The organism is Pseudomonas sp. TE4620 (assembly GCF_056279045.1).
The window spans coordinates 631,418-655,231 of record NZ_JBWBQO010000001.1; the positions used below are offsets into that span (position 1 = coordinate 631,418).

Genomic DNA, 23,814 nt, shown 5'->3' on the forward strand with positions numbered 1-23,814 from the left:
CGATAGTTGCAAAAAAAAGCCCCGCCATCGCTGGCAGGGCATTTTTTTATTGGCGCCGGATCAGATCGGTTCGGCCCACATATCGTACTCGTCGGCGTCGGTCACCCGGCAGCGAACGGTGTCGCCCGGCTTGAAGCCGTGGTTGCCATCGATGAACACGTTGCCGTCGATTTCCGGAGCATCGAAGAAGCTGCGGCCGACCGAGCCTTCGTCTTCGACTTCATCGATCAGCACGTCGATTTCCTTGCCGATGCGCAGTTGCAGGCGGGCGGTGCTGATCGCCTGCTGGTGGGCCATGAAGCGATCCCAGCGCTCCTGCTTGATGTCGTCCGGCACTTCGTCCAGGCCCAGGTCGTTGGCCGGGGCGCCTTCGACCGGCGAATACTGGAAGCAGCCGACGCGATCGAGCTGGGCTTCGGTCAGCCAGTCGAGCAGGTACTGGAAGTCTTCTTCGGTTTCACCTGGGAAGCCGACGATGAAGGTCGAACGGATCACCAGTTGCGGGCACTGCTCGCGCCAGTTCTTGATGCGCGCCAGGGTGCGGTCTTCGAACGCCGGGCGTTTCATCGACTTGAGCACTTTCGGGCTGGCGTGCTGGAACGGGATGTCCAGGTACGGCAGGATCTTGCCGGCCGCCATCAGCGGGATCACGTCGTCGACGTTCGGGTACGGGTACACATAGTGCAGGCGCACCCAGGCGCCGAGGCTGCTCAGCGCTTCGCACAGCTCGAGCATGCGCGTCTTGACCGGGCGGCCGTTCCAGAAGTCAGTCTTGTACTTGACGTCGACGCCGTAGGCGCTGGTGTCCTGGGAGATCACCAGGATTTCCTTGACCCCGGCCTTGACCAGGCGCTCGGCCTCGCTCAGCACTTCGCCGACCGGGCGGCTGACCAGCTTGCCGCGCATCGACGGGATGATGCAGAAACTACAGCTGTGGTTGCAGCCTTCGGAAATCTTCAGGTAGGCGTAGTGGCGCGGGGTCAGCTTGACGCCCTGTGGCGGCACCAGGTCGATCAGCGGGTTATGGTCCTGGCGCGGCGGCACGACTTCGTGCACGGCATTGACCACCTGCTCGTACTGCTGCGGGCCGGTTACCGAGAGCACGCTGGGGTGCACGTCACGGATGCTGCCTTCCTCGACACCCATGCAGCCGGTGACGATGACCTTGCCGTTTTCCTTGATGGCTTCGCCAATCACTTCCAGGGACTCGGCCTTGGCGCTGTCGATGAAGCCGCAGGTGTTGACCACCACTACGTCGGCGTCCTCGTAGGTGGGCACGACTTCATAACCTTCCATGCGCAGCTGGGTCAGGATGCGCTCGGAATCGACCAGGGCCTTGGGGCAACCCAGGGAAACGAAGCCGACCTTGGGCGTGGTGGGCGTAGGAGTGGTGGACATGGCTAACCTCGGTATTGAAGGGCTTGCCTGGCCGGGCCGGCGGGCAAACCTGATGGGCGCTTTGGGCGCCTCTGATCAAAAAGTGCGCAATTCTAGCGAGCGCAAAGTCACTTGACCAGCAGAAATACGACGAACGCTCAGCTATGCTTCGCGGCAGTGTGCCTGTGTCTGGTGCAAGGGGCCTGGTGGCGGGAGTGATGGATGGTTCAGGCAAGTAGTCAGGCCGATTCCGGGCATTCGGTGGCAAAGCCGTTGAGCCTGCTGGTGGCAGCGGTCGGAGTGGTTTACGGCGATATTGGCACCAGCCCCTTGTATACCCTCAAGGAGGTGTTTTCGGGCGGTTACGGCGTACCGGTCAATCATGATGGGGTGCTGGGCATCCTCGGCCTGATTTTCTGGTCGCTGATCTGGGTGGTGACGATCAAGTACGTGGTGTTCATCCTGCGCGCCGACAACCAGGGCGAGGGCGGCATCATGGCTTTGACGGCGTTGGCCCGGCGCGCCTCGGCGCCGTACCCCAAGCTCAAGGCGCTGATGGTCGGCTGCGGCCTGATCGGCGCGGCGCTGTTCTACGGCGACAGCATGATCACCCCGGCGATTTCGGTATTGTCGGCGGTAGAGGGCCTGGAGCTGGCCTTCGACGGCATCGACCACTGGGTGATACCGGTGGCGTTGATCGTGCTGGTGGCGCTGTTCCTGATCCAGAAGCATGGCACGGCGCGCATTGGCATCCTCTTTGGTCCGGTGATGGTCACCTGGTTCGTGGTGCTCGGCGCTCTGGGCGTGCATGGCATCGCCCAGAGCCCGGAGGTGCTCAAGGCTTTCAACCCGGTGTGGGCCGTGCGCTTCTTTATTGTTCACCCGGGCATGGGCGTAGCGATTCTTGGCGCCGTGGTGCTGGCCCTGACCGGCGCTGAAGCACTGTATGCCGACATGGGCCACTTTGGCCGCAAACCCATTGCCCGCGCCTGGTTTGCCCTGGTGCTGCCGGCGCTGGTGCTCAACTATTTCGGCCAGGGCGCGCTGTTGCTGCAAAACCCGGAGGCAGCGCGCAACCCGTTCTATTTGCTGGCGCCGAACTGGGCGTTGATACCGTTGGTCGGTTTATCCACCCTGGCCACGGTGATTGCCTCCCAGGCGGTGATTTCCGGGGCCTTCTCCCTGACCCGCCAGGCCATCCAGCTTGGCTATGTGCCGCGTATGCAAATCCAGCACACCTCCAGTGACGAACAGGGGCAGATCTATATAGGTGCGGTGAACTGGTCGCTGATGGTCGGGGTGATCCTGCTGGTGCTGGGCTTCGAGTCTTCCGGGGCGCTGGCCTCGGCCTATGGCGTGGCAGTGACTGGCACCATGTTGATGACCACGCTGCTGGTGTCGACGGTGATGTTGTTGCTGTGGAAATGGCCGCCGCTGCTGGCGGTGCCGATTTTGCTGGGATTTCTCTTTGTCGATGGCCTGTTCTTTGCCGCCAACGTGCCGAAAATCGTTCAGGGCGGGGCTTTTCCGGTGCTGGCGGGGATTGTCCTGTTTGTCTTGATGACCACCTGGAAGCGCGGCAAGCAGATTCTGGTCGAGCGCCTGGACGAAGGCAGCCTGCCGTTGCCGCTGTTCATCAGCAGCATTCGCGTGCAGCCGCCGCATCGGGTCGAAGGCACGGCGGTGTTTCTCACCGCACGGGCGGATGCCGTGCCTCACGCGTTGTTGCATAACATGCTGCACAACCAGGTGCTGCACTCGCAGGTGGTGCTGTTGACCGTGGTCAGCGAGGACACCCCGCGGGTGCCGGCGCAGCAGCGCTTCGAGGTCGAGGCGTATGGCGAGGGTTTCTACCGGGTGCTGTTGCACTTTGGCTTCATGGATGAGCCGGATGTGCCGGCGGCATTGAAGCTCTGTCACCTGGAAGGGCTGGATTTCAGTCCGATGCGCACGACCTATTTCCTCAGCCGCGAAACGGTGATCCCGTCGCGGCTGGTGGGCATGTCGCGCTGGCGGGGGCTGCTGTTTGCCTTTTTGCTGAAGAATGCCAACGGCAACCTGAGGTTTTTCAACTTGCCGTTGAACCGGGTGATCGAACTTGGCACTCAGGTAGAGATATAGGGAGCTGCAAGCTACAAGCCTCAAGCTGCAAGCTAGAGCCGTGCGCGCTTGGCTCTAGCTTGCAGCTTGCAGCTTGCAGCTTGCAGCTTGAGGCTTGTAGCTTGCAGCTGCGCGCCGGAGGCGCGCTTCAATCCTGCTCGGCGACGCTGGTCTTGCCCTGGCGGTTCTCGATATCGCCGATCAGGCGCTTGGCCAGCGCCGGGTAGTTCTCGTCGAAGTGATGTCCGCCAGGCAGCTTCAGGCGCTCGCCGACTGCAGTATGGTCGGTACAGCCGCTCTCGTCGGCCTCTTCCTCGCCATACACGCAGACCACTTTGGACGCTGGCAGCCTGGCCATCTCCGGCCCGGTCGGTGCCTCTTTGCCAGCATTGCCCAACCAGCCCTCGACTTCGATCTCGAAGCTGCCGCTGCGGGCAAAGGCCAGCAGTATCACCGCATCGATGCGCTTCTGGTCTTCGGCCGGCAAGCGGTTGTAGATCGCCGGCAAGACGTCGGCGCCGAACGAGTAGCCGGTCAGCACGAAACGCTTGGTGCCCCATTTCTGCCGGTAGTGCTGCATCAGCTCGGAGAGGTCGATGGCGCTTTGTTCCGGGGTCTTGTGCTGCCAGTAGTAGCGCAGGGTGTCGATGCCCACCACCGGATAGCCGAGCTTGGCCATCTCGCCGGCGACGTCGCGGTCCAGGTCGCGCCAACCGCCATCGCCCGAGAGAAACAGGGTGACGGTGTCGGTGGTTTGCCCGGCAGGTACTTCGACCACCGGGATGCTCATGGCGTTGCCGTCCTCACCCACCAGTGCCTGGGTCAGTTGCGCCTTGAGTACCTGCGGCAGGTGGATGTCGTAGTCGCTGATGCTGGTTTCGGCATTGGCCTGGTCGCGCACGAAGGCGGCGCTGGCGTCATCCGGGTTGTCGTTCCAGGCCACGCTCCAGTGGCCGTGGGCGGCGGACTTGGGCAGCGGCGTGGCGCAGCCGGGTTGTTCGAGGTTGAAGTCCACCGAGATGGCCAGGGCCTTGTCATCGCTCTGGCTGGCCAGCCAGCTCCAGGCCTGGGCTGCGCCCGGGCCGATACCGGCTACCAGGGTCGGCGCGCCCTTGAGTTGCTGCATGGCTTGCTGCAGCGCCTGTTGCTGCTTGTTGCAATCGGCTGGCGGCAGGACCACCTGGACCATCTGCGCCTCGCCGCTCTGGCTCAGGTCGAGCAGTTGCTTGTCGCTCAGGGCCTGGTCCGGGGGCACGGCGATGACCACGCGGGCCTTGGCCCGGGTGCCGGGGTTGACCCGGACCAGGCTGCTGCCATCGGCCAGGCTCAGGTGCTCAAGGGAGGCTTCGGGGGCCGGCCGGGTCCACAGCCAGAAGCCAAGGGCGGCAGCCAGCAAGGCCAGCAGCAGGGGAACCAGCAGGTACAGCCAGTAGCGTCGAATCATCAGCGTTTCACCAATCCAGTCAGGCCGCCCGCGATCAGGGCGGCGGTGTCGGCCAGTGCCACCAGCGGATCGAGTCCGGCCGGCACGGCCATGTAGCGAGGTTCCCAGTCCGGTTGGAACTTGTCCTTGAAGCGGCGCAGGCCCTGGAAGTTGTAGAGCTGCTCGCCGCGCTGGAACACCATCGAGCCCAGGCGCTGGGTCAGCGGTGCGCCGCGCCGTGGTTGCAGCCCGGAGAGTGGCACCATGCCCAGGCTGAAGCGCCCATAGCCGTGCTGCTTATAGTGTTGGATCAGGCCGATCATCATGAATTCCATGGTCAGCTTGGGCGCCTGCGGGTGGGCGCGCATCAGGTCGAGGCTGGCCAGCTCCAGGCTGCGGGTTTCCAGGAGGTTGGCAAAGGCGACCGGGCGCCCTTCGAAACGGATCAGGGCAATCCGGAAGTGCTGCAGGTACTCCGGGCTGAAACGGCCGAGGGAGAAGCCTTTCTCGCGCACGTTCTTGCCAGTGAGCCAGGCGTCGGAGATGGTCTTGAGTTCTTCCAGCGGAGCCTGCCCCGGCTCGTGCACTTCCAGGCTCAGGCCGTCGCGGCCGCCGCGGTTCCAGGTGTAGCGCAGGTCTTTCATCTCCTTGCCCTTGGCTTCTAGGTCAAAGCGCTTGAGGTCGACCCGGGCTTCTTCGCCCAGTTTGATCGCGGTCAGGCCGATGTCCATATAGAAGGGCAGGTTCTCGGCCCGAACCTGGTAGAACACCGGGCGGGCATGGTGTACATCGCACAGGTCGCGGAACTGCCAGATCATTTCGGCGCGCTCGTGGGCCGGGCCGATCGGGTCGTACAGCGCCACCAGGCTGCGGCCGCGACGTGCATACATAAGGAAGGCATCGTCGTTGGGGTGGAACAGCAAGGCTTTGTCGCCAGTCAGGGCCAGGCCGCCGTCGGGTTGGTCGGAGGCTTGCAGGATGGCGTTGGCGCGTTGCAGCTCGTCGGCGCTGGGCAGGTGAATAACCGGGCGCGCGGTGCGCAGCAGCCAGGTCAGGGCGACGATCACCAGCAGTACCGCGCTGCCCAGGGCCGAGCGCAAGCCGCGTGGGGCATCGGCGTCGAGGGTGAATTGCCACCACAGCTGATGGCTGTAGGGCACATCCTGATAGGCAAACAGCAGCAGCCACACCGAAGCGCCCAGTACACAGGCGCTGGCCGCCAGGTAAACCGGCGAGAACGGCAGTTCGAGCAAGCGGCTGGGGCGATAGAAGGAACGGCGGAACACCGCCAGCAGGCAGGCGGTGAAGGTCAGGATGCTGGCTTCTTCCCAGTCGAAACCTTTGAGCAGCGAGAGCAGGGCGCCGACCAGCAGCAGGACGGTGGTCAGGATCCAGGCAGCCGACAGGCGCCGGCGCAGGCCCTGGGCCAGCAGCAGGCAGAGGACGCCAATCAGGCTGGCGCCGAAGTGCGACGCGTCGATCAGCCGGTGCGGTACGAGGAAGCCCAGATGCTCCAAGCGCTCGTCGATTTCCGGGGTGGCGCCGGAAAACAGCAGCACCACGCCGGAGAGAAACACCAGCACCGCCAGCACCGGGGCTGCGAGCCCGGAAGCGGCCCTGATCGCTTGCTGGGCAAACAGTAGGCGCTTGGCTTCGCTGGCCAGCAGCAGGACGCAGGCCAGCAGCAGTGGCAGCACCACATAGATCAGGCGATAAAGCAGCAACGCGGCGGCCAGTGGCGCGGCGCCGAGCTTGTCGGCAAAGGCCGCCAGCAGGATCGCCTCGAACACCCCGACGCCACCGGGCACATGGCTGAGCACCCCGGCCGCCAGCGCCAGCAGGTAGACCAGCAAGAAGGCACCAAACGGCGGCGCCTCGGGCAGCAGCAGGTACAGCACGGTGGCGGCAGCGGCTACGTCCAGGGCAGTAATGAGCAGTTGCAGCAGGGTCAGGCGTGCGCCCGGCAAGCGCAGAGTACGCCGGCCTACTTGTACCAGCAGGTTGTCAGCCTGGGGTTGTTCGGGTAGGCGACGACGATAAAGGCCATAGACCAGTGCGCCGCTCAAGCCCAGTACCGCCAGGGCGATCGCTGCCAGCAACGCAGGCGCCAGGTGCAAGGCTGAAGCTGCAGCCGGCAAGTTGCTCAAGGTCGCCAGGGCGGCGAGCGGCGGCAACGCGCAGCCGAGGGAAAGGCTGGCAAACAGGGTCATGCGCGCCACTTCGGCGGCGCCGATGCCATGGCGCGCATACAGGCGATAGCGTACCGAGCCACCGGACAGCAGCGACAGGCCAATGGCATTGCCGATGGCAAAGGCGCTGAAGCCGCCCATTACAAGGGTGCGAGCCGGTAGCTGGACGCCGGCATAGCGGCTGGCCGACCACTCGTACCCCAGCAGGATGACGAAGCCGGCCACCGTCGCCAGCAGTGCGCCGGCCAATGCTGGCGGCGGCACGCTGAGCAGCGAATCATGCAGGGCATAGATGTCCAGCTCGCTGAGCAGGTGACGGCAGGCGATCAGGGCGACAGCGAACAGCAGCAAGGTTACGCCCAGGCCGATGGGCTGGCGATACTTGCTCAGGCGTTCGAGCCAGCGCAGGCGTTGCTCGGCATTGGGTAATGCGGCGGTCACAGGGGCTTGTGTTTCAGGCGTCTGGGTGCGCATCAGCCACCTCGTGGCTTGCGCAGGGGAAGCAGGGTGTATCCGGTCAAAGTACCAATCCCTTTGGAAGCGTAATGTCCGATATGATCGGGCCGCTGAGCACCTTGAGGATAGTTAAAGAAGTTTCATATTGCCTGAGCGGCGAAGGGCGTTCAGGGGGCGGGCTGATTAGCTGGAAGGCAGACGCAAAAAAGGCCACTTTTTTCAAAGTGGCCTTTTCTGTTGTTTGGTTGCGGGAGCCGGATTTGAACCGACGACCTTCGGGTTATGAGCCCGACGAGCTACCAGACTGCTCCATCCCGCGTCTGTGGGGCGGATTCTACAGCGTTGAGCTTGGCTGTCAACGCTTAATTGTTGATTTACAATAAAAAATTACCCGGAGCTTTATTTCGGGCAAAGAAAAAGGCCACTCGTGAGAGTGGCCTTTCCTGAATCTGGTTGCGGGAGCCGGATTTGAACCGACGACCTTCGGGTTATGAGCCCGACGAGCTACCAGGCTGCTCCATCCCGCGCCTGTGAGATGAGATTCTACAGTTTTGCCCGGGGCTGTCAATAGCCTGTTTGCAGAAATCCTTTCTCCTTCAATCGCTTAGCGCCGCTGAAAAGGGCTGCAAGGCAGCAAGGGCGGGCCTTGCAGAGGTTCCGGGGGGGAATGAATTAGTTGTGATGCATGGGCCGCTAGCGGGTGAGATACTGCTTACATCACTTTAAACCTGTTCTTACGCTCCCTATGTCTCAACGCAAGATCATCCATATCGACTGCGATTGCTTCTACGCCGCCATCGAAATGCGCGACGACCCGCGTCTGGTCGGGCGGCCGCTGGCGGTGGGCGGTTCGGCGGAGCGGCGCGGGGTGATCGCTACCTGCAACTATGAGGCGCGGGCGTTCGGCGTGCGTTCGGCGATGTCCTCGCACCATGCCCTCAAGCTGTGCCCGGACCTGCTGATCGTCAAGCCGCGCATGGATGCCTATAAAGAAGCCTCGCGGGAAATTCACGGCATCTTTCGCGAATACACTGACCTGATCGAGCCCTTGTCGCTGGACGAGGCTTACCTGGATGTGTCGGACAGTTCCTGGTTTGCGGGCAGCGCTACACGGATTGCCGCCGATATTCGCCGCCGGGTTGCCCAACAGTTGCATATCACTGTGTCGGCTGGCGTGGCGCCGAACAAATTCCTGGCCAAGATCGCCAGCGACTGGCGCAAGCCCAATGGCCTGTTTGTGGTCACTCCGAATGAAGTCGAAGACTTCGTGGTTGCCTTGCCGGTGAGCAAGCTGCATGGCGTAGGCAAGGTCACCGCCGACAAGATGGGCCGCCTGGGCATCATCACCTGCCTGGAGTTGCGCGACTGGAGTCGCCTGGCCCTGGCCCGTGAATTCGGCAGTTTTGGTGAGCGGTTGTGGGGGCTGGCGCGGGGTATCGATGACCGTCCGGTGCAAAATGACAGCCGGCGTCAGTCGGTCAGTGTCGAAAACACCTACGACACCGATCTGCCTGACCTCGCCAGTTGCCTGGAAAAACTCCCGGAGCTGATGGAAACCCTGGCCGGGCGCATGGCCCGCATCGACGACAGTTATCGCCCGGGCAAGCCGTTCGTCAAAGTGAAGTTCCATGATTTCAGCCAGACCACCCTTGAGCAGTCAGGGGCGGGGCGTGACCTGGGCAGCTATCAACACTTGCTCAGCCAGGCCTTTGCCCGTGGCGGCAAGCCGGTGAGGCTGTTGGGGATTGGTGTGCGCTTGCAGGATTTGCGCGGTGCGCATGAACAGCTGGAGCTGTTCTCTCAGGAGTGAGGAGGGCAGCGCCAGCAGGCTGGCGCTCTCCGGGTACAGCGAAGGTCAGTGCGCGCCAGGGTCGGCAACCAGGCGGCCGGCGTCCTTGGTCAGTGACTTGAGGAATTCCTGTTGCAGCTCCGGATCGTTGCGGGTCAGCTCGATCAGGCTTTGCTCCAGTTCACTGGCTTCTTCTTCCAGGCCCAGCTCCGACAGGCGCTTGACCCGATGCACCCACTGGCTGACTTCGTCGTCTTCCAGGTCATCGAAAATCAGTTCGTGGGCTTCCACCAGTTTGCCGCGCAGGCCGGCGCTGATCAGCAGGCTGGCATCGCCACGCACGTTGTTGTCTTCATCGACCACCTGCAGGTGCAGGGTGCCGATGTGGGTCAGGTTCTGCTCGCTGAACGGGCTGTCGAGCAGGTTCAGGTGCAACACGCCATTGCGGTCGGTGGTCAGCTCATGGTCGATCTTGCCGGCCTTGACCGACACCGGCCGCTCGCTCCAGGGGACGCTGGTGTATTCCTGGCGCTTGTCCTTTTGCACTTCGGTGATGCCCGCCAGGTTCTGCTGGGCACGACCGTTGGACTGGGCGTTCATGAACGGGTTGAGGCCGTCGAAGCCATAGCTCAACCAGTCATGGGTCACGCTGTCGGGCAGGTTGCCCAGGGCAAAGACATTGACCACGTTGGCGCCGACACCGGCCACCACCGCCACCGCGCCCAGCGGAATCTCATAGACTTCGCGCCAGGGTTGGTAAGGCGTGTAGCGATCGTAGCGACGGGTAACCTCGAACTCGGTGACTTCGAAGTTCTTCTGTTCGTGGATGCGCACACGCCGTTGCGGCAGCTCGAGTACCTTGGGGTCTCCGACATCGATCTGCAGGCTGTGTTCGAGCAGCTTGCGCTCGATGCGCTCCTCGTGCTCGCTGCGCTGGGACATCTGGTTGGCGCAACCGCTGAGGAGCAGGGCGCCGCACAGTGCGGCGCCCCCCAGGTTGATGGTACTTCGCTTGAACATGATTACTCTTGCGTTGGCTTAGCGACGAATGCGGGCTTGCAGGAACGACAGCACCTCGGCCACTGGCAGCGGCTGTGCGTCACGCTCGGTGCGGTGCTTGTATTCCAGGTTGCCGTCGGCCAGGCCGCGGTCGCTGATGACGATGCGGTGCGGGATGCCGATCAGTTCCATGTCGGCGAACTTGATCCCCGGGCTGGTCTTCTTGTCGCGGTCGTCCAGCAGCACTTCGAAACCGGCAGCGGTCAGCTCGGCATACAGCTTGTCGGTGGCTTCGCGAACCTGTTCGGTCTCGTAGCGCAGCGGCACCAGGGCGATCTGGAAGGGTGCCAGGGTATCGCTCCAGATGATGCCGTTTTCGTCGTAGTTCTGCTCGATGGCCGCAGCCACCACACGCGATACGCCGATACCGTAGCAACCCATGCTCAGGGTTACCGGCTTGCCGTTCTCGCCCAGTACCTGGCACTTGAGTGCCTCGCTGTACTTGGTGCCGAGCTGGAAGATGTGCCCGACTTCGATGCCGCGCTTGATCACCAGGGTGCCCTTGCCATCCGGGCTTGGGTCGCCCTCGACGACGTTGCGCAGGTCGGCCACTTGCGGAACTGGCAGGTCGCGCTCCCAGTTGACGCCGAAGTAGTGTTTGTCGTCGATGTTGGCACCGATGCCGAAGTCGCTCATCAGCGCGACCGAGCGGTCGATGATGCATGGCAGCGGCAGGTTCAGCGGGCCGAGGGAACCGGCGCCGGCGCCAATGGCGTCGCGCAGCTCTTCGTCGCTGGCCATGACCAGCGGGCTGGCAACTTCTGCCAGGTTGGCAGCTTTGATTTCATTGAGGTCGTGGTCGCCACGGACGATCAGGGCAATCAGCTTGCCTTCTTCGGCGGCGTGGACGATCAGGGTCTTGACGGTCTTTTCGATCGCCAGGCCATAGTTGTCGACCAGCTGGGTGATGGTCTTGGCGTCCGGGGTGTCGACCAGGCGCAGCTCTTCGGTCGGCGCCGGGCGCACGGTTTCCCGTGGGATGGCTTCGGCCTTCTCGATGTTGGCGGCGTAGTCGGAGCTGTCGCTGAAGATCACATCGTCTTCACCGGACTCGGCCAGCACGTGGAATTCGTGGGAGTAGCTGCCACCGATCGAGCCGGTGTCAGCCTGCACTGGGCGGAAATCCAGGCCCAGGCGGGTAAAGATGTTGCTGTACGCCAGGTGCATGCGATCGTAGGTTTGCTGCAGGGAAGCCGGATCGGCATGGAAGGAGTAGGCGTCCTTCATGATGAACTCGCGACCACGCATCAGGCCGAAGCGCGGACGGATCTCGTCACGGAACTTGGTCTGGATCTGGTACATGTTCAGCGGCAGCTGTTTATAGCTGTTGAGCTCGTTGCGGGCGAGGTCGGTGATGACCTCTTCGTGGGTCGGGCCCACGCAGAACTCGCGACCGTGACGGTCTTTGAGGCGCAGCAGCTCCGGGCCGTACTGTTCCCAGCGGCCGGATTCCTGCCACAGCTCGGCAGGCTGGATGGCCGGCATCAGCACTTCAAGGGCGCCAGCGGCGTTCATTTCCTCGCGGACCACGGCTTCGACCTTGCGCATTACCCGCAGGCCCATCGGCAGCCAGGTATAAAGGCCGGATGCGAGCTTGCGGATCATGCCGGCACGCAGCATCAGCTGGTGGCTGATGACGACCGCGTCGGAAGGGGTTTCTTTTTGAGTAGCGAGCAAATATTGACTGGTGCGCATGGTAGGCCGTTGTCGGTTGCTTAAGACTTTAAATGACCCCGCATTGTACGGGGGCGATTCGGTGGCGTACAGGATGCCGGAGCACGAAGGCGTTGTCAGCCCGAATTCAGACAAGAAAAAGCCCGGCAGTGCCGGGCTCTTTCGTACTGGGGATACTGAAAGCCCGGGGCTTACAGGATGCTCAGCGGGTACTCGACGATCAGGCGCAGTTCGTCGATCGATGGCGAACCGTAGTAAACGCCGTCACCCGAACGGTAGGTGGCTTGACGTACACGCAGGCTCAGGTCTTTGGCCGGACCTTCCTGCAGAACGTACTTGGCCTCGATGTCGCGTTCCCATTCCTTGCCGTTGTCGGTGCCAGTGACGTTGGCACCGGTACCCTTGACATAACGGGTCATGAAGCTCAGGCCTGGAACGCCGTATTCGGCGAAGTTCAGGTCGTAACGTGCCTGGTAGGATTTCTCGTCTTCGGCGTTGAAGTCGGAACGAGCGATGGAGTTGGCCAGGAAAATGGTGCCGCCGCCGTCGATGCCGTAGGCATAGTCGCCGTCACCGGTAACCTTCTGGTAGGCCAGGGTGAATGTGTGCGCGCCAATGTTGTAGGCGCCCGACAGGCTGAACGCACGGTTATCAAGTTTGTCACCATCGAAGGCGGTAACGTTGGCCTTGCCGTCGCTCTTGGTGTCATAGATGTTGAAGTCGAACACCAGGCCTTGGTTGTCGTTGATCGGCAGTGCCCAGTTGACGTTGGCGTAGTATTTACGCCAGTAGTCTTCGACCTTGGAGTAGTAGAGGCTGGTGCTCAGGGTGTCGGTGAAGGCATAGGTGCCGCCGAACACGTCAGCCTGGGTCAGACCAGGGTTCTTGATCCCGGTAGTGCGGTTCTTGCCACCGATGCTGTCGTGGTAGGACTGCGATTGAGCATTCAGGGCGGTGAAGTGGCCGGCATTCAGCTCAAGGCCTTTGATTTCCTTGCTGGTCACCAGGAAACCTTCGACGGTTTCGGGCAGCAGGCGGCTGTCGTCGGTTGCCAGAACCGGCAGGGCGGTGAACTGGGTGCCGTACTTCAGCACGGTGTCGGAGATGCGGAACTTGACCGCCGCGCCACCTTCGGAGAACGAGTCCTGCGAACGGCCATCTGCGCCCAGCGGGAACTGGCCGGTGCCGGCGCGACCTTTGCCGCTGTCCAGTTTCAGGCCGAGCATGCCGATGGCGTCGACACCGAAACCTACGGTGCCTTGGGTAAAGCCCGACTGGTAGGTGCCGAGGAAGCCCAGGCCGGTTTCTTCAACGCGGCTTTGGTCGCCGTTAGGCACGTTACGGAAGTCACGGCTAAAGTACAGCATGCGGGTTTTGACATTGAGTTTGCTGTCTTCAACAAAACCCTTGGACTCATCCTGAGAAGAGGCCACTGCCAATTGCGAGGTGCCGGCTGCAACAGCCAGGGCGATTATGCTCCACTTCATCACGCGCATCGTGATTTGCTCCTTTGGTTTTTAGGAAGAGTACTGCCGTCGCTGTTTGGTTTTTTTATACAGCGCGGCTCTTTCTTTTTGTGTCGGCGGAAATGTATATCACGCTGACCGGCGTTGGCGATATGCCTGTCGAGAACCTTTCGGTAACTTTACGGTCATGTCGCTAACAGTTATGTCCTTGTCGCAAACCACGCCCCGGGTTTCGCGGGCCGTACAACTCCAGCGCTGTTTCAAGCGGATTAAGGATAGGTAAAAACAATCTAGCCCCTGCCCCCCCGAAACTCCCTGGTTAACCCATGCAGCTGTTGTTATTTGTCGCCGCTCGCTGCATCAGTGCAGAGGGCGTGCCGACCGTGGCGGATGACAATGCAACAAGCGTGCACAAAATCGAACGGCTTCACGAAATTTTCACGCTTTCGCCCTCCGAAGGCCCTCAGGTGCCGGTAAACCGGGGGTCAAAGAACCTTTGGTTCGCGGCTGTCGATCGCAATGGAATAAGGGAAAAAGTTGCCCGTAAAGTCAAAGCGTTACCGTTGAAGGCTAAAGCTGAGTAGTTTGTGGATGTTCACTGGGCGAAACGCCGACGGACGGCTTCATTTTGGTGCGAAAAGTAGCGTTTCCTTGCCCGGGCAGCGTAACACCGACGTACGCATAGGCCTTTTGGGTGAGGGGAGGGGGCTAAATCGGTGCATTGCTTCATTAATAAGGCAGCAGGCAATGCCCCGACGAGCGATCAGGAGTATCCTGCTGGCAGTGGCTCACGGAGGGTTGTGTGAGCAAGGTATTAAGCTGTTGTAGGAGATTTCGTAGTGTTTGTTCTGGATCAACGTCTTCAACAAGACACCTTTTGCCTGGGGGACTTTCCTCTTTGTCGTCTGTTGCTGAGTAGGGATGGCAACTATCCCTGGTTTATCCTGGTGCCGCGTCGGGCCGAAATCAGCGAATTGTTTCAACTTGATGACAGCGATCAGCAGCAACTCTGGAAAGAAACTAACGCCCTGGCCCAGATCCTCAAGGACGTCTTTGCCGCCGACAAAATGAACGTGGCAACCCTCGGCAATGTAGTTAGCCAGCTACATATGCATGTGATTGTTCGTCATCGTTCTGATCCGGCCTGGCCGGCACCTGTGTGGGGCAATAAACCTGCAATTGAATATGCGCCACAACAGGTGGCTGAGATCCGTTTGCGTCTGGCCGAGGTATTGGTTGACGATTTTCAGTTCGCGGAGGCTTGAATCATGACCCTTGACGCGCGCGTGACCGAGTTGGAAAGCCGGCTGGCCTTTCAGGACGATACCCTGCTGGCCTTGAATGATGTGCTGGTCGAACAGCAGCGCGTCGTTGAGCGCCTGCAGTTGCAGATGGCAGCACTGCTCAAGCGCTATGAAGAGATGGTCGGCCAGTACGAGGCCAGTGAAGAAGAGGCACCGCCGCCGCATTACTGATTCGGGGGCGAAAAAAAACCGCGATGGGCAGTGATGCCGTCGCGGTTTTTTTGTTGCTGCTGATCAGCGCCGTGGGGCGGCGATCACGTCTTCGGCCTGCAGGCCCTTGTCGCGGTTCATCACCGAGAACTCCACGCGCTGGCCTTCGACCAGCACCCGGTGGCCTTCGCCGCGAATGGCGCGGAAGTGGACGAAGATGTCATCGCCCGAATCGCGGGAGATAAAGCCGAAACCCTTGGACGTGTTGAACCACTTCACCGTGCCGGTATCGCGATTGGACATGTCGTACTGGGTGTTCTGGCTACGGGCCACAGCGCTTTTGGCAAAACCGGCAATCAAGTGCAGGATGGTGGCCAGCAGGGCGCAAGCCAGGGCCGGCAGGTTGCCAAGCTCCGGACGGGCCAGCAAGGTCACGGTCTGCAGGATCACGGTAAGCACCAGCAAAGCACTGGCAGCGCGCTGCAGTTGCTGGCGCACGCCCCGGTAGTGCTGCGCGAGCACAGGAGCGATGAGCAGGTTAAGCAGGCCGAAAAGCGCCAGGTAAACCGCCTCCGGTTGCTGCAGGAAGGGTATGGCTTCGGTTCTGAGGCTGGGTATGAAGGACAGCAGCAAAGCTGCAACGCCCGTCAACAGGTGGACGATCTTGAACATGTTGGTTGGCTCACATTGATAAGGCGGATCACAGGAAGAGCTGGCTTCACGGCGCGCACGGGTAAAAAAGCGCAAAAACGTGAGAAGGCCAGCCTATGCGCCCGGGCAATGACAATCGGCGCGGGCGGCACGCTGCCTATTTAACAGCAAAGCCCCGGGCTTCTCAAATCAGCGGCCAACCGTGTGTCGCGCGGCCTGCAGCCTTGTGTCGCAGGCATGAGGCTGCAGGGGTGGAAAACTCTTGGTACAGTGGTTTGTACCCGCTTGATCAGCAAGCACTAAGGAAAGGGGAACTACATGGCAATCGATATCGGTATCAGCGAAGAAGATCGCAAGTCCATCGTCGATGGTTTGTCGCGCCTGTTGTCGGATACCTACGTACTTTATCTGAAGACCCACAACTTTCACTGGAACGTCACCGGTCCGGCGTTTCGTACCTTGCACCTGATGTTCGAAGAGCAGTACAACGAACTGGCCCTGGCGGTCGACTCGATCGCCGAGCGTATTCGCGCGCTGGGCTTCCCGGCACCCGGGGCGTACTCGATTTACGCGCGGCTTTCTTCTATTAAGGAAGAAGAGGGGGTGCCACCTGCTGACGAAATGATCAAACAACTGGTCGAAGGCCAGGAGGCGGTAACCCGCACGGCACGCAGCATTTTCCCGCTGCTCGACAAGGTCAGCGACGAGCCGACGGCCGACCTGCTGACCCAGCGCATGCAGGTGCATGAAAAAACCGCCTGGATGCTGCGCTCGCTACTTGAAGGCAAGTAACCGGCAGATTTAACGCTGTTATTCGAATGCCCGAACTTTTGTGCGAAGTTCGGGCATTTCAGTTAGTACGGAAGCACTTTCCGGTGTTTTAAAGTACCGGCTCCAGTGCCGAGTATTCCTACATTCAGAGTTAGGGTGTCTGCTGGCACCGCCACGTTACACAGCGCTTTATTAAGGGCATGTTCCCGCGTGCATAACGCACGCGGGTTTGTTTCCCGGTTAAACAGTGGCGTGGTACGACTATGTCGGCATGGATGAATCGCACGGGGCGCGTAGCCTGCGTGCCGCACAAGGATGGCGTCGACCCTTTCGAGGCCAATTTCAACATGGGCCTGGCCCAGCCGCTGTCGCGGTCGGTGCGCCTCAACGGCTTTGCCACCTGTCTGCGCCTGGAAGAGATCTACTGGACTATTCTTGAACGCATCGCCAAGGCCAATCAGTGCTCGGTCAATGCCGTGTTGTCTTACATCGACCGTGAGGTACACCTGCGTCATGGCGGGGTAAAAAATTTCAGCGGGCTGATCCGCGTGGTCTGCGTGGTCTATTTGCTCGGCTTGCCAGTGGCACGCTAGTCGGTTGCCGGGCTGCACAGCACTCCTTAACCATATATAATCCCGCGCTTTACTGCCCGAACCAGCCTGCGCTGTGGTTAACGAGACACGCCTATGCCCATGTACGACTATCAATGTGCTTCCTGCAACCACCAGTTGGAAGTCCTCCAGAAGCTCAGCGCCGCGCCGCTGACCGATTGCCCGGCGTGTGAGCAGCCAGCGCTGAAGAAGCTGATTTCGGCCCCGGGCTTCCGCCTGGGTGGTACCGGCTGGTACGAAACCGACTTCAAGACCGGTGCGAAAAAGAACCTGGCAGGCGGCGACAAGGCCGACTGAGTTGATTGCACCGGCAGGGTCTTGCACTATTAGCCCTTTGGGGCTGCAAGGCCTCCACTGAACATACGAATGACGAGAAGCGAAACCACCATCATGATGCGCAGCCATTATTGCGGCCAACTGAACGAGAGCCTGGAAGGTCAGGAAATTACCCTTTGCGGATGGGTCCATCGTCGCCGCGACCACGGCGGGGTGATTTTCCTCGATATCCGTGATCGCGAAGGCATGGCCCAGGTCGTTTTCGACCCGGATCGCGCAGAAAGCTTCGCCGCCGCCGACCGCGTGCGCAGCGAATACGTGGTGCAGATTACCGGCAAGGTGCGTCCGCGTCCGGCTGGCGCAGTCAACGCCAACATGGCCTCGGGTGCCATCGAAGTGTTGGGTTATGAGCTGACCGTGCTGAACGAAGCGGAAACCCCGCCGTTCCCGCTCAACGAATACTCCGACGTTGGCGAAGAAACCCGCTTGCGCTATCGCTTCATCGACCTGCGTCGTCCAGAGATGGCCGAGAAGCTGCGTCTGCGTTCGCGCATCACCACCAGCATCCGTCGCTTCCTCGACGAAAACGGCTTCCTCGACGTCGAAACGCCGATTCTCACCCGTGCCACCCCTGAGGGCGCGCGTGACTACCTGGTGCCGAGCCGTACCCACGCCGGCAGCTTCTTCGCCCTGCCGCAATCGCCCCAGCTGTTCAAGCAGCTGCTGATGGTTGCCGGTTTCGACCGCTACTACCAGATCGCCAAGTGCTTCCGTGACGAAGACCTGCGCGCCGACCGTCAGCCGGAATTCACCCAGATCGACATCGAGACCAGCTTCCTCGATGAGTCCGAGATCATGGGCCTGACCGAAAGCATGATCCGCAAGCTGTTCAAGGAAGTCCTGGACCTGGAATTCGGTGAATTCCCGCACATGACTTTCGAAGAAGCCATGCGCCGCTACGGTTCCGACAAGCCTGACCTGCGTAACCCGCTGGAACTGGTCGACGTTGCCGACCAGCTCAAGGACGTCGAATTCAAGGTGTTCAGCGGCCCGGCCAACGATCCGAAGAGCCGTGTTGCCGCCCTGCGCGTGCCAGGTGGCGCGAGCATGCCGCGCAGCCGCATCGACGAGTACACCAAGTTCGTCGGCATCTACGGTGCCAAGGGCCTGGCCTACATCAAGGTCAACGAGCGCGCCAAGGGCGTTGAAGGCCTGCAGTCGCCGATCGTCAAGAACATCCCTGAGGCCAACCTCAACGTGATCCTCGATCGCGTTGGTGCGGTCGATGGCGACATCGTGTTCTTCGGCGCCGACAAGGCCAAGATCGTCAGCGAGGCGCTGGGCGCCCTGCGTATCAAGGTCGGTAACGATTTCAACCTGCTCACCTGCGAGTGGGCCCCGATGTGGGTGGTTGACTTCCCGATGTTCGAAGAGAACGACGACGGCAGTTTCACCGCGCTGCACCACCCGTTCACCGCGCCAAAATGCAGCCCCGAAGAGCTCGAGGCCAACCCGGCCACCGCCCTGTCGCGTGCTTACGACATGGTCCTCAACGGTACCGAGCTGGGTGGCGGTTCGATCCGTATCCACCGCAAAGAGATGCAACAGGCGGTCTTCCGTCTGCTGGGTATCGAAGCGGCTGAACAGGAAGAGAAGTTCGGCTTCCTGCTCGACGCCCTGAAGTTCGGCGCACCGCCGCACGGCGGCCTGGCCTTCGGCCTTGACCGTCTGGTGATGCTGATGACCGGCGCCCAGTCGATTCGCGAAGTCATTGCCTTCCCGAAAACCCAGAGCGCCGCGTGCGTCATGACCCAGGCCCCTGGCCTGGTCGATGCCAAGGCCCTGCGTGAGTTGCATATCCGTCTGCGCGAACAGCCCAAGCCTGAGTAAGCGGGCCCCGGGCGCATCCAGATGGATGCGCCTTTGCGTTAAGGCGCATGAATTTAAAGGTCTCGGCCGGGCGTGAGCGCGGCCGCGGCGTGGCATTGTTACAAAGGATTCGGAGTGCGTTATGGCAGGTCATTCCAAGTGGGCAAACATCAAGCACCGCAAAGAGCGCCAGGATGCCAAGCGAGGCAAGATCTTCACCAAGTGGATTCGTGAGCTGACCGTTGCCGCCAAGCAGGGCGGCGGCGATCCTGCCTCCAACCCGCGCTTGCGCCTGGCCCTGGACAAGGCGTTGGGGGCGAACATGAGCCGCGACATCATCGACCGGGCGGTTGCCCGCGGTGCTGGCACGGCCGAAGCCGACAACGTCGAAGAGCTCAGCTACGAAGGTTACGGCCCGGGCGGCGTGGCGATCATGGTCGAGGCCATGACCGACAACCGCAACCGTACCGCCGCCGCTGTGCGTCATGCCTTCAGCAAATGCGGCGGCAACCTGGGGACTGACGGCTCGGTGGCTTACCTGTTCGAGCGCAAGGGCCAGATCAGCTTCGCCGCCGGCGTCGACGAAGACGCGCTGATGGAAGCGGCGATGGAGGCCGATGCCGACGACGTGGTCAGCAACGAAGATGGCTCGTTCGAGGTCTTCACCTCGTTCAACAGCTTCTATGCCGTGCGCAACGCCCTGGAAGAGGCCGGTTTCAAGGCCGCTGACGCGGAAATCGTGATGCAGCCGACCACCAGCGCCGAACTCGACCTGGACGGCGCACAGAAGGTGCTCAAGCTGATCGACATGCTTGAAGACCTGGACGACGTACAGAACGTCTACTCCAATGCCGAAATTCCTGACGAAGTCATGGAACAGCTCGGCTAGTCTCAAGTTGTTCATTTAGGTGGGAGCGAGCTTGCCTCGCGATGCGATTGGGTGGTAGTGCGCAATCGCGGGGCAAGCCCGCTCCTACCGGCCCGAGGCCGGATCTGCCTGCAGTTGCATTGCACCTGCGAGCCGGTCCGGCTTCTGTTTTTACTATGGCGCAAAGACGTATGACTCTGATTCTTGGCATCGACCCCGGCTCGCGCATTACCGGCTATGGCGTGGTGCACCACAGCGGGCGGGGCTGCGAGTACGTGGCTTCGGGCTGCATTCGTACTGGCGCCGGGGAGCTGCCCGAGCGTCTGCAGATCGTCTTTCGCGGCGTGCGCGAAATCATCCGCCAGCACGGCCCGGTGACCATGGGCATCGAGCGGGTGTTCATGGCGCGTAACGCCGACTCGGCGCTCAAGCTCGGCCAGGCCCGCGGCGCGGCGATCGTCGCGGCTATCGAAGAAGGCCTGGAAATCGCCGAGTACAGCGCCACCCAGGTCAAGCAGGCGGTGGCCGGCACCGGTGGGGCCAACAAGGAGCAGGTGCAGATGATGGTCATGCACCTGCTGAAACTGACGCAAAAGCCGCAGATCGATGCCTCCGACGCCCTGGCCATCGCCTTGTGCCATGCCCATACCCGCTCAAGCCTGGTGCCCCACGGCCTGGGTACGGCGCGCAGTCGAAGCGGGCGCTTGCGGCTCTGATAGCATCATCTGCTGAAACAAATTTTGCCTGGGCAATGCCATCGGCCATTGCATTTGCTGTTAGGGTTGACCGGTCGCTTGCCGGTACCCATGAGGAAGGATCGGAACGTGATTGGACGTTTGCGCGGCACCCTGGCTGAAAAACAGCCGCCGCACCTGATTGTCGACGTCAACGGCCTGGGCTATGAGCTCGAAGTGCCGATGACCACCCTGTACCGCCTGCCCAAGGTTGGCGAAGTGGTGACCTTGCACACCCACCTGGTGGTGCGCGAAGACGCCCACCTGCTGTATGGCTTCCATGAAAAGCGCGAGCGCGAGCTGTTTCGCGAGCTGATCCGCCTTAATGGCGTGGGGCCCAAGCTGGCCCTGGCATTGATGTCGGGCCTGGAGGTCGACGAACTGGTACGCTGTGTCCAGGCCCAGGATGCTTCGGCCCTGGTCAAGGTGCCGGGGGTTGGTAAAAAGACCGCCGAACGCCTGCTGGTCGAACTCAAGGACCGCTTCAAGGCCTGGGAAACCTCCCCGGCCATGTTTGCCCTTGTGCCCAATGGTCCACTGCCGATTGCCAGCGTTTCCAGCGCCGAGGCCGATGCCGTCAGCGCGCTGATTTCCCTGGGCTACAAGCCCCAGGAAGCGAGCAAGGCGGTCGCCGCCGTGGATGCCAAGGGCCTGAGCAGCGAAGAGCTGATCCGTCGCAGCCTGAAGGGAATGATCTAAGTGATTGAAGCCGATCGACTGATAGCCGCCACCGGGCGCGACCGTGAAGAGGTCCAGGACCGGGCGATCCGCCCATTGCGCCTGGCCGAATACATCGGCCAGCCGGTGGTGCGTGAACAGATGGCGCTGTTCATCCAGGCCGCCCGCGGGCGCAACGAATCCCTCGACCACACCCTGATCTTCGGCCCGCCGGGCCTGGGCAAGACCACCCTGGCCAATATCATTGCCCAGGAAATGGGCGTGTCGATAAAAAGCACTTCCGGGCCGATCCTCGAACGCCCGGGTGACCTGGCCGCGTTGCTGACCAACCTTGAACCGCACGATGTGCTGTTCATCGACGAAATCCATCGCCTGTCGCCCATCGTCGAAGAAGTGCTGTACCCGGCCATGGAAGACTTCCAGCTCGACATCATGATCGGCGAGGGGCCGGCGGCGCGTTCGATCAAGCTCGACTTGCCGCCGTTCACCCTGGTCGGCGCCACCACCCGTGCCGGCATGCTGACCAACCCGCTGCGTGACCGCTTCGGCATCGTCCAGCGCCTTGAGTTCTACAACACCGAGGACCTGGCGACCATCGTCAGCCGTTCCGGTGGCATTCTCGGCCTGCCCATTGAAGACGAAGGTGCCTTCGAGATCGCCCGCCGCGCCCGTGGCACGCCACGGATTGCCAACCGCCTGCTGCGGCGGGTGCGCGACTACGCCGAGGTGCGTGGCAAGGGCCACATCACCAAGCCGGTGGCCGACATGGCGCTGAACCTGCTGGACGTCGACGAGCGCGGTTTCGATCATCAGGACCGGCGCTTGCTGCTGACCATGATCGAGAAGTTCGACGGCGGCCCGGTGGGGGTCGACAGCCTGGCCGCGGCCATCAGCGAAGAGCGTCACACCATCGAGGACGTGCTCGAGCCCTACCTGATCCAGCAGGGCTACATCATGCGCACGCCACGGGGCAGGGTGGTGACCCGGCATGCCTACCTGCATTTCGGCCTGAACATTCCCAACCGCCTGGGCGAATCGATCAGCGGCGAGGGTTTTTCCGCCCAGACCGATGAATGACAGATTTATCCAGCGTTTCTGTGGTCCTATCCGCGGGCATGCCTCAGTCGCGCTGGCAATACGACATAATCGATGAAAAACAGTTGCCGGGGCGGATTGGCAAGCTGAGGAGTTAGCACTAGAGTATGCGCGCGCAAAACGAGCTAGAGCCGTTCGCACATCGTTGTCGTGTCTATTACGAAGATACCGATGCCGGCGGCGTGGTGTATTACGTCAATTACCTGAAATTCATGGAACGTGCCCGCACCGAGCGGTTGCGTGACCTGGGCTTTGCCCAGTCGGCACTGGCGCAGGACAACCTGCTGTTCGTGGTCCATTCCAGCGAGGCGCGCTATCACGCGCCAGCGCGGCTGGACGACGAGTTGCGGGTTACCGCGCAAGTGCTTGAATTGAACCGCGCCAGCCTGCGCTTCGTGCAGCAGGTGTGGCGCGAAAAAGATGCAACGCTGCTCTGTGAGGGGCAGTTCCTGGTGGCCTGTGTGCGCGCCGATACTTTCAAACCCCGGGCCATCCCCCAAGCGCTGCGCGCGGCCTTTGCCGAGGCGGGCGATCCGGGTACTCATTCAAATGCAGGAGATTAAGCGTGGAAGCTAACGTCGTCGACCATACCTCCATGTGGAGCCTGGTCAGCAATGCCAGCATCGTGGTGCAGCTGGTCATGCTGATTCTGGTGGCCGCATCGGTAACGTCATGGATCATGATTTTCCAGCGCAGCACCATGCTGCGCGCCGGTCGTCGTGCGCTGGACAGCTTTGAAGAGCGCTTCTGGTCGGGTATCGACCTGTCCAAGCTGTATCGTCAGGCTGGCAGCAACCCGGACCCGGATTCGGGTGTAGAGCAGGTGTTCCGCGCCGGCTTCAAAGAGTTCTCGCGTCTGCGCCAGCAGCCAGGCGTCGACCCGGACGCGGTCATGGAAGGCGTTGGCCGGGCCATGCGCGTAGCCATCTCCCGCGAGGAAGAGAAGCTCGAGCAGAGCCTGCCGTTCCTCGCCACCGTCGGTTCCACCAGCCCGTACATCGGCCTGTTCGGTACCGTCTGGGGCATCATGAACTCCTTCCGTGGCCTGGCCTCGGCGCAGCAAGCGACCCTGGCCACCGTGGCCCCGGGTATCGCCGAAGCCCTGATCGCCACCGCGATCGGCCTGTTCGCCGCGATCCCTGCGGTTATTGCCTACAACCGTTTCGCTGCCCGCAGTGAAGTCTTGATCGGCCGTTACTACACGTTCGCCGACGAGTTCCAGGCCATCCTGCACCGTAAAGTGCACACCAGCGAAGAGTGATCAGGTAAAAGCC

At 61.6% G+C, this 23,814-nt stretch carries 22 protein-coding genes and 2 tRNA genes; 15 read left to right on the plus strand and 9 right to left on the minus strand.

Annotation, left to right across the window (positions count from 1 at the left end):
- Window positions 1–60 precede the first annotated feature (60 nt).
- Entirely contained in the window at window positions 61–1,398 is a 1,338-nt protein-coding gene (gene rimO / locus ACZ9A3_RS03000) for a 30S ribosomal protein S12 methylthiotransferase RimO (protein WP_045193555.1), read from the minus strand.
- 201 nt (window positions 1,399–1,599) lie between these two features.
- Here rimO and ACZ9A3_RS03005 point away from each other — a divergent pair, with 201 nt between their 5' ends.
- Window positions 1,600–3,498, plus strand: a complete 1,899-nt coding sequence (locus ACZ9A3_RS03005; protein WP_045193554.1) for a potassium transporter Kup — start codon at window positions 1,600–1,602, stop codon at window positions 3,496–3,498.
- A 127-nt stretch (window positions 3,499–3,625) separates the two neighbouring features.
- Here ACZ9A3_RS03005 and ACZ9A3_RS03010 read toward each other — a convergent pair whose 3' ends face one another.
- From ACZ9A3_RS03010 to ACZ9A3_RS03025, 4 genes are all read right to left on the minus strand, one after another.
- Complete coding sequence (locus tag ACZ9A3_RS03010; RefSeq protein ID WP_093386516.1) at window positions 3,626–4,921, minus strand: virulence factor family protein; 1,296 nt, start codon at window positions 4,919–4,921, stop codon at window positions 3,626–3,628.
- Window positions 4,921–7,563 carry a bifunctional lysylphosphatidylglycerol flippase/synthetase MprF gene (gene mprF, locus ACZ9A3_RS03015; protein WP_195885856.1) on the minus strand — a complete coding sequence of 881 codons (2,643 nt, stop codon included), beginning with the start codon at window positions 7,561–7,563 and terminating at the stop codon, window positions 4,921–4,923. The genes ACZ9A3_RS03010 and mprF overlap by 1 nt, the downstream gene beginning before the upstream one ends.
- Before the next feature lie 224 nt (window positions 7,564–7,787).
- Window positions 7,788–7,864 (minus strand) — tRNA-Met (locus tag ACZ9A3_RS03020).
- A 131-nt stretch (window positions 7,865–7,995) separates the two neighbouring features.
- A tRNA-Met gene (locus ACZ9A3_RS03025) sits at window positions 7,996–8,072 on the minus strand.
- A gap of 218 nt (window positions 8,073–8,290) precedes the next feature.
- On the opposite strand from ACZ9A3_RS03025, the gene dinB reads away from it, so the two are divergent.
- On the plus strand, window positions 8,291–9,355 hold the full coding sequence (gene dinB / locus ACZ9A3_RS03030; protein WP_476252124.1) for a DNA polymerase IV: 1,065 nt from the start codon (window positions 8,291–8,293) through the stop codon (window positions 9,353–9,355).
- A gap of 45 nt (window positions 9,356–9,400) precedes the next feature.
- Here dinB and ACZ9A3_RS03035 read toward each other — a convergent pair whose 3' ends face one another.
- The 3 genes from ACZ9A3_RS03035 to ACZ9A3_RS03045 form a co-directional block, all read right to left on the minus strand.
- Window positions 9,401–10,354: a lipoprotein gene (locus tag ACZ9A3_RS03035; RefSeq protein ID WP_045193550.1), complete on the minus strand. Its 954-nt coding sequence runs from the start codon at window positions 10,352–10,354 to the stop codon at window positions 9,401–9,403.
- An 18-nt stretch (window positions 10,355–10,372) separates the two neighbouring features.
- On the minus strand, window positions 10,373–12,088 hold the full coding sequence (locus ACZ9A3_RS03040; protein WP_093386503.1) for a proline--tRNA ligase: 1,716 nt from the start codon (window positions 12,086–12,088) through the stop codon (window positions 10,373–10,375).
- Between the two features lie 170 nt (window positions 12,089–12,258).
- Entirely contained in the window at window positions 12,259–13,563 is a 1,305-nt protein-coding gene (locus ACZ9A3_RS03045; protein ID WP_045193547.1) for an OprD family porin, read from the minus strand.
- 296 nt (window positions 13,564–13,859) lie between these two features.
- Between ACZ9A3_RS03045 and ACZ9A3_RS03050 the strand changes: the two genes are divergently transcribed.
- The 3 genes from ACZ9A3_RS03050 to ACZ9A3_RS03060 all read left to right on the plus strand — a co-directional run bounded on the left by ACZ9A3_RS03050 (window position 13,860) and on the right by ACZ9A3_RS03060 (window position 15,008).
- Window positions 13,860–14,117, plus strand: a complete 258-nt coding sequence (locus tag ACZ9A3_RS03050) for a hypothetical protein (RefSeq protein WP_213602202.1) — start codon at window positions 13,860–13,862, stop codon at window positions 14,115–14,117.
- Window positions 14,118–14,372: 255 nt separating this feature from the next.
- Entirely contained in the window at window positions 14,373–14,798 is a 426-nt protein-coding gene (locus ACZ9A3_RS03055; protein ID WP_045193546.1) for an HIT domain-containing protein, read from the plus strand.
- A 3-nt stretch (window positions 14,799–14,801) separates the two neighbouring features.
- On the plus strand, window positions 14,802–15,008 hold the full coding sequence (locus ACZ9A3_RS03060) for a SlyX family protein (protein ID WP_093386494.1): 207 nt from the start codon (window positions 14,802–14,804) through the stop codon (window positions 15,006–15,008).
- Window positions 15,009–15,071: 63 nt separating this feature from the next.
- Here ACZ9A3_RS03060 and ACZ9A3_RS03065 read toward each other — a convergent pair whose 3' ends face one another.
- Window positions 15,072–15,659, minus strand: coding sequence for a cold-shock protein (locus tag ACZ9A3_RS03065; protein WP_045193545.1), 588 nt, complete (start codon window positions 15,657–15,659; stop codon window positions 15,072–15,074).
- Between the two features lie 297 nt (window positions 15,660–15,956).
- Here ACZ9A3_RS03065 and ACZ9A3_RS03070 point away from each other — a divergent pair, with 297 nt between their 5' ends.
- From ACZ9A3_RS03070 to tolQ, 10 genes are all read left to right on the plus strand, one after another.
- Window positions 15,957–16,430, plus strand: a complete 474-nt coding sequence (locus ACZ9A3_RS03070; RefSeq protein WP_045193544.1) for a Dps family protein — start codon at window positions 15,957–15,959, stop codon at window positions 16,428–16,430.
- Window positions 16,431–16,672: 242 nt separating this feature from the next.
- Complete coding sequence (locus ACZ9A3_RS03075; RefSeq protein WP_045193543.1) at window positions 16,673–17,002, plus strand: ribbon-helix-helix domain-containing protein; 330 nt, start codon at window positions 16,673–16,675, stop codon at window positions 17,000–17,002.
- 93 nt (window positions 17,003–17,095) lie between these two features.
- The gene (locus tag ACZ9A3_RS03080) at window positions 17,096–17,317 is read left to right on the plus strand and encodes an FmdB family zinc ribbon protein (RefSeq protein WP_045193542.1); all 222 of its coding nucleotides are present in this window, start codon (window positions 17,096–17,098) and stop codon (window positions 17,315–17,317) included.
- A gap of 93 nt (window positions 17,318–17,410) precedes the next feature.
- The gene (aspS, locus tag ACZ9A3_RS03085; protein ID WP_476253312.1) at window positions 17,411–19,186 is read left to right on the plus strand and encodes an aspartate--tRNA ligase; all 1,776 of its coding nucleotides are present in this window, start codon (window positions 17,411–17,413) and stop codon (window positions 19,184–19,186) included.
- Window positions 19,187–19,307: 121 nt separating this feature from the next.
- Window positions 19,308–20,054 carry a YebC/PmpR family DNA-binding transcriptional regulator gene (locus ACZ9A3_RS03090; RefSeq protein WP_093386489.1) on the plus strand — a complete coding sequence of 249 codons (747 nt, stop codon included), beginning with the start codon at window positions 19,308–19,310 and terminating at the stop codon, window positions 20,052–20,054.
- A 170-nt stretch (window positions 20,055–20,224) separates the two neighbouring features.
- Complete coding sequence (gene ruvC, locus ACZ9A3_RS03095) at window positions 20,225–20,749, plus strand: crossover junction endodeoxyribonuclease RuvC (protein WP_093386484.1); 525 nt, start codon at window positions 20,225–20,227, stop codon at window positions 20,747–20,749.
- A gap of 108 nt (window positions 20,750–20,857) precedes the next feature.
- A complete protein-coding gene (gene ruvA, locus ACZ9A3_RS03100; RefSeq protein ID WP_010223195.1) occupies window positions 20,858–21,466 on the plus strand; it encodes a Holliday junction branch migration protein RuvA in 609 nt (202 codons plus the stop codon).
- Window positions 21,467–22,522 carry a Holliday junction branch migration DNA helicase RuvB gene (gene ruvB / locus ACZ9A3_RS03105; RefSeq protein ID WP_045193539.1) on the plus strand — a complete coding sequence of 352 codons (1,056 nt, stop codon included), beginning with the start codon at window positions 21,467–21,469 and terminating at the stop codon, window positions 22,520–22,522.
- Between the two features lie 125 nt (window positions 22,523–22,647).
- A complete protein-coding gene (gene ybgC, locus ACZ9A3_RS03110) occupies window positions 22,648–23,103 on the plus strand; it encodes a tol-pal system-associated acyl-CoA thioesterase (RefSeq protein ID WP_045193538.1) in 456 nt (151 codons plus the stop codon).
- A 2-nt stretch (window positions 23,104–23,105) separates the two neighbouring features.
- Entirely contained in the window at window positions 23,106–23,801 is a 696-nt protein-coding gene (gene tolQ / locus ACZ9A3_RS03115) for a protein TolQ (RefSeq protein WP_010223192.1), read from the plus strand.
- The last annotated feature ends 13 nt before the right edge of the window (window positions 23,802–23,814 follow it).

What these genes read in the sequence shown, in the direction of transcription:
- rimO (WP_045193555.1), bottom strand. Translation starts at nt 1,398, where the DNA reads ATGTCCACCACTCCTACGCCCACCACGCCCAAGGTCGGCTTCGTTTCC.
- ACZ9A3_RS03005 (WP_045193554.1), top strand. Translation starts at nt 1,600, where the DNA reads ATGGTTCAGGCAAGTAGTCAGGCCGATTCCGGGCATTCGGTGGCAAAG.
- ACZ9A3_RS03010 (WP_093386516.1), bottom strand. Translation starts at nt 4,921, where the DNA reads ATGATTCGACGCTACTGGCTGTACCTGCTGGTTCCCCTGCTGCTGGCC.
- mprF (WP_195885856.1), bottom strand. Translation starts at nt 7,563, where the DNA reads ATGCGCACCCAGACGCCTGAAACACAAGCCCCTGTGACCGCCGCATTA.
- dinB (WP_476252124.1), top strand. Translation starts at nt 8,291, where the DNA reads ATGTCTCAACGCAAGATCATCCATATCGACTGCGATTGCTTCTACGCC.
- ACZ9A3_RS03035 (WP_045193550.1), bottom strand. Translation starts at nt 10,354, where the DNA reads ATGTTCAAGCGAAGTACCATCAACCTGGGGGGCGCCGCACTGTGCGGC.
- ACZ9A3_RS03040 (WP_093386503.1), bottom strand. Translation starts at nt 12,088, where the DNA reads ATGCGCACCAGTCAATATTTGCTCGCTACTCAAAAAGAAACCCCTTCC.
- ACZ9A3_RS03045 (WP_045193547.1), bottom strand. Translation starts at nt 13,563, where the DNA reads ATGCGCGTGATGAAGTGGAGCATAATCGCCCTGGCTGTTGCAGCCGGC.
- ACZ9A3_RS03050 (WP_213602202.1), top strand. Translation starts at nt 13,860, where the DNA reads ATGCAGCTGTTGTTATTTGTCGCCGCTCGCTGCATCAGTGCAGAGGGC.
- ACZ9A3_RS03060 (WP_093386494.1), top strand. Translation starts at nt 14,802, where the DNA reads ATGACCCTTGACGCGCGCGTGACCGAGTTGGAAAGCCGGCTGGCCTTT.
- ACZ9A3_RS03065 (WP_045193545.1), bottom strand. Translation starts at nt 15,659, where the DNA reads ATGTTCAAGATCGTCCACCTGTTGACGGGCGTTGCAGCTTTGCTGCTG.
- ACZ9A3_RS03070 (WP_045193544.1), top strand. Translation starts at nt 15,957, where the DNA reads ATGGCAATCGATATCGGTATCAGCGAAGAAGATCGCAAGTCCATCGTC.
- ACZ9A3_RS03075 (WP_045193543.1), top strand. Translation starts at nt 16,673, where the DNA reads ATGTCGGCATGGATGAATCGCACGGGGCGCGTAGCCTGCGTGCCGCAC.
- ACZ9A3_RS03080 (WP_045193542.1), top strand. Translation starts at nt 17,096, where the DNA reads ATGCCCATGTACGACTATCAATGTGCTTCCTGCAACCACCAGTTGGAA.
- aspS (WP_476253312.1), top strand. Translation starts at nt 17,411, where the DNA reads ATGATGCGCAGCCATTATTGCGGCCAACTGAACGAGAGCCTGGAAGGT.
- ACZ9A3_RS03090 (WP_093386489.1), top strand. Translation starts at nt 19,308, where the DNA reads ATGGCAGGTCATTCCAAGTGGGCAAACATCAAGCACCGCAAAGAGCGC.
- ruvC (WP_093386484.1), top strand. Translation starts at nt 20,225, where the DNA reads ATGACTCTGATTCTTGGCATCGACCCCGGCTCGCGCATTACCGGCTAT.
- ybgC (WP_045193538.1), top strand. Translation starts at nt 22,648, where the DNA reads ATGCGCGCGCAAAACGAGCTAGAGCCGTTCGCACATCGTTGTCGTGTC.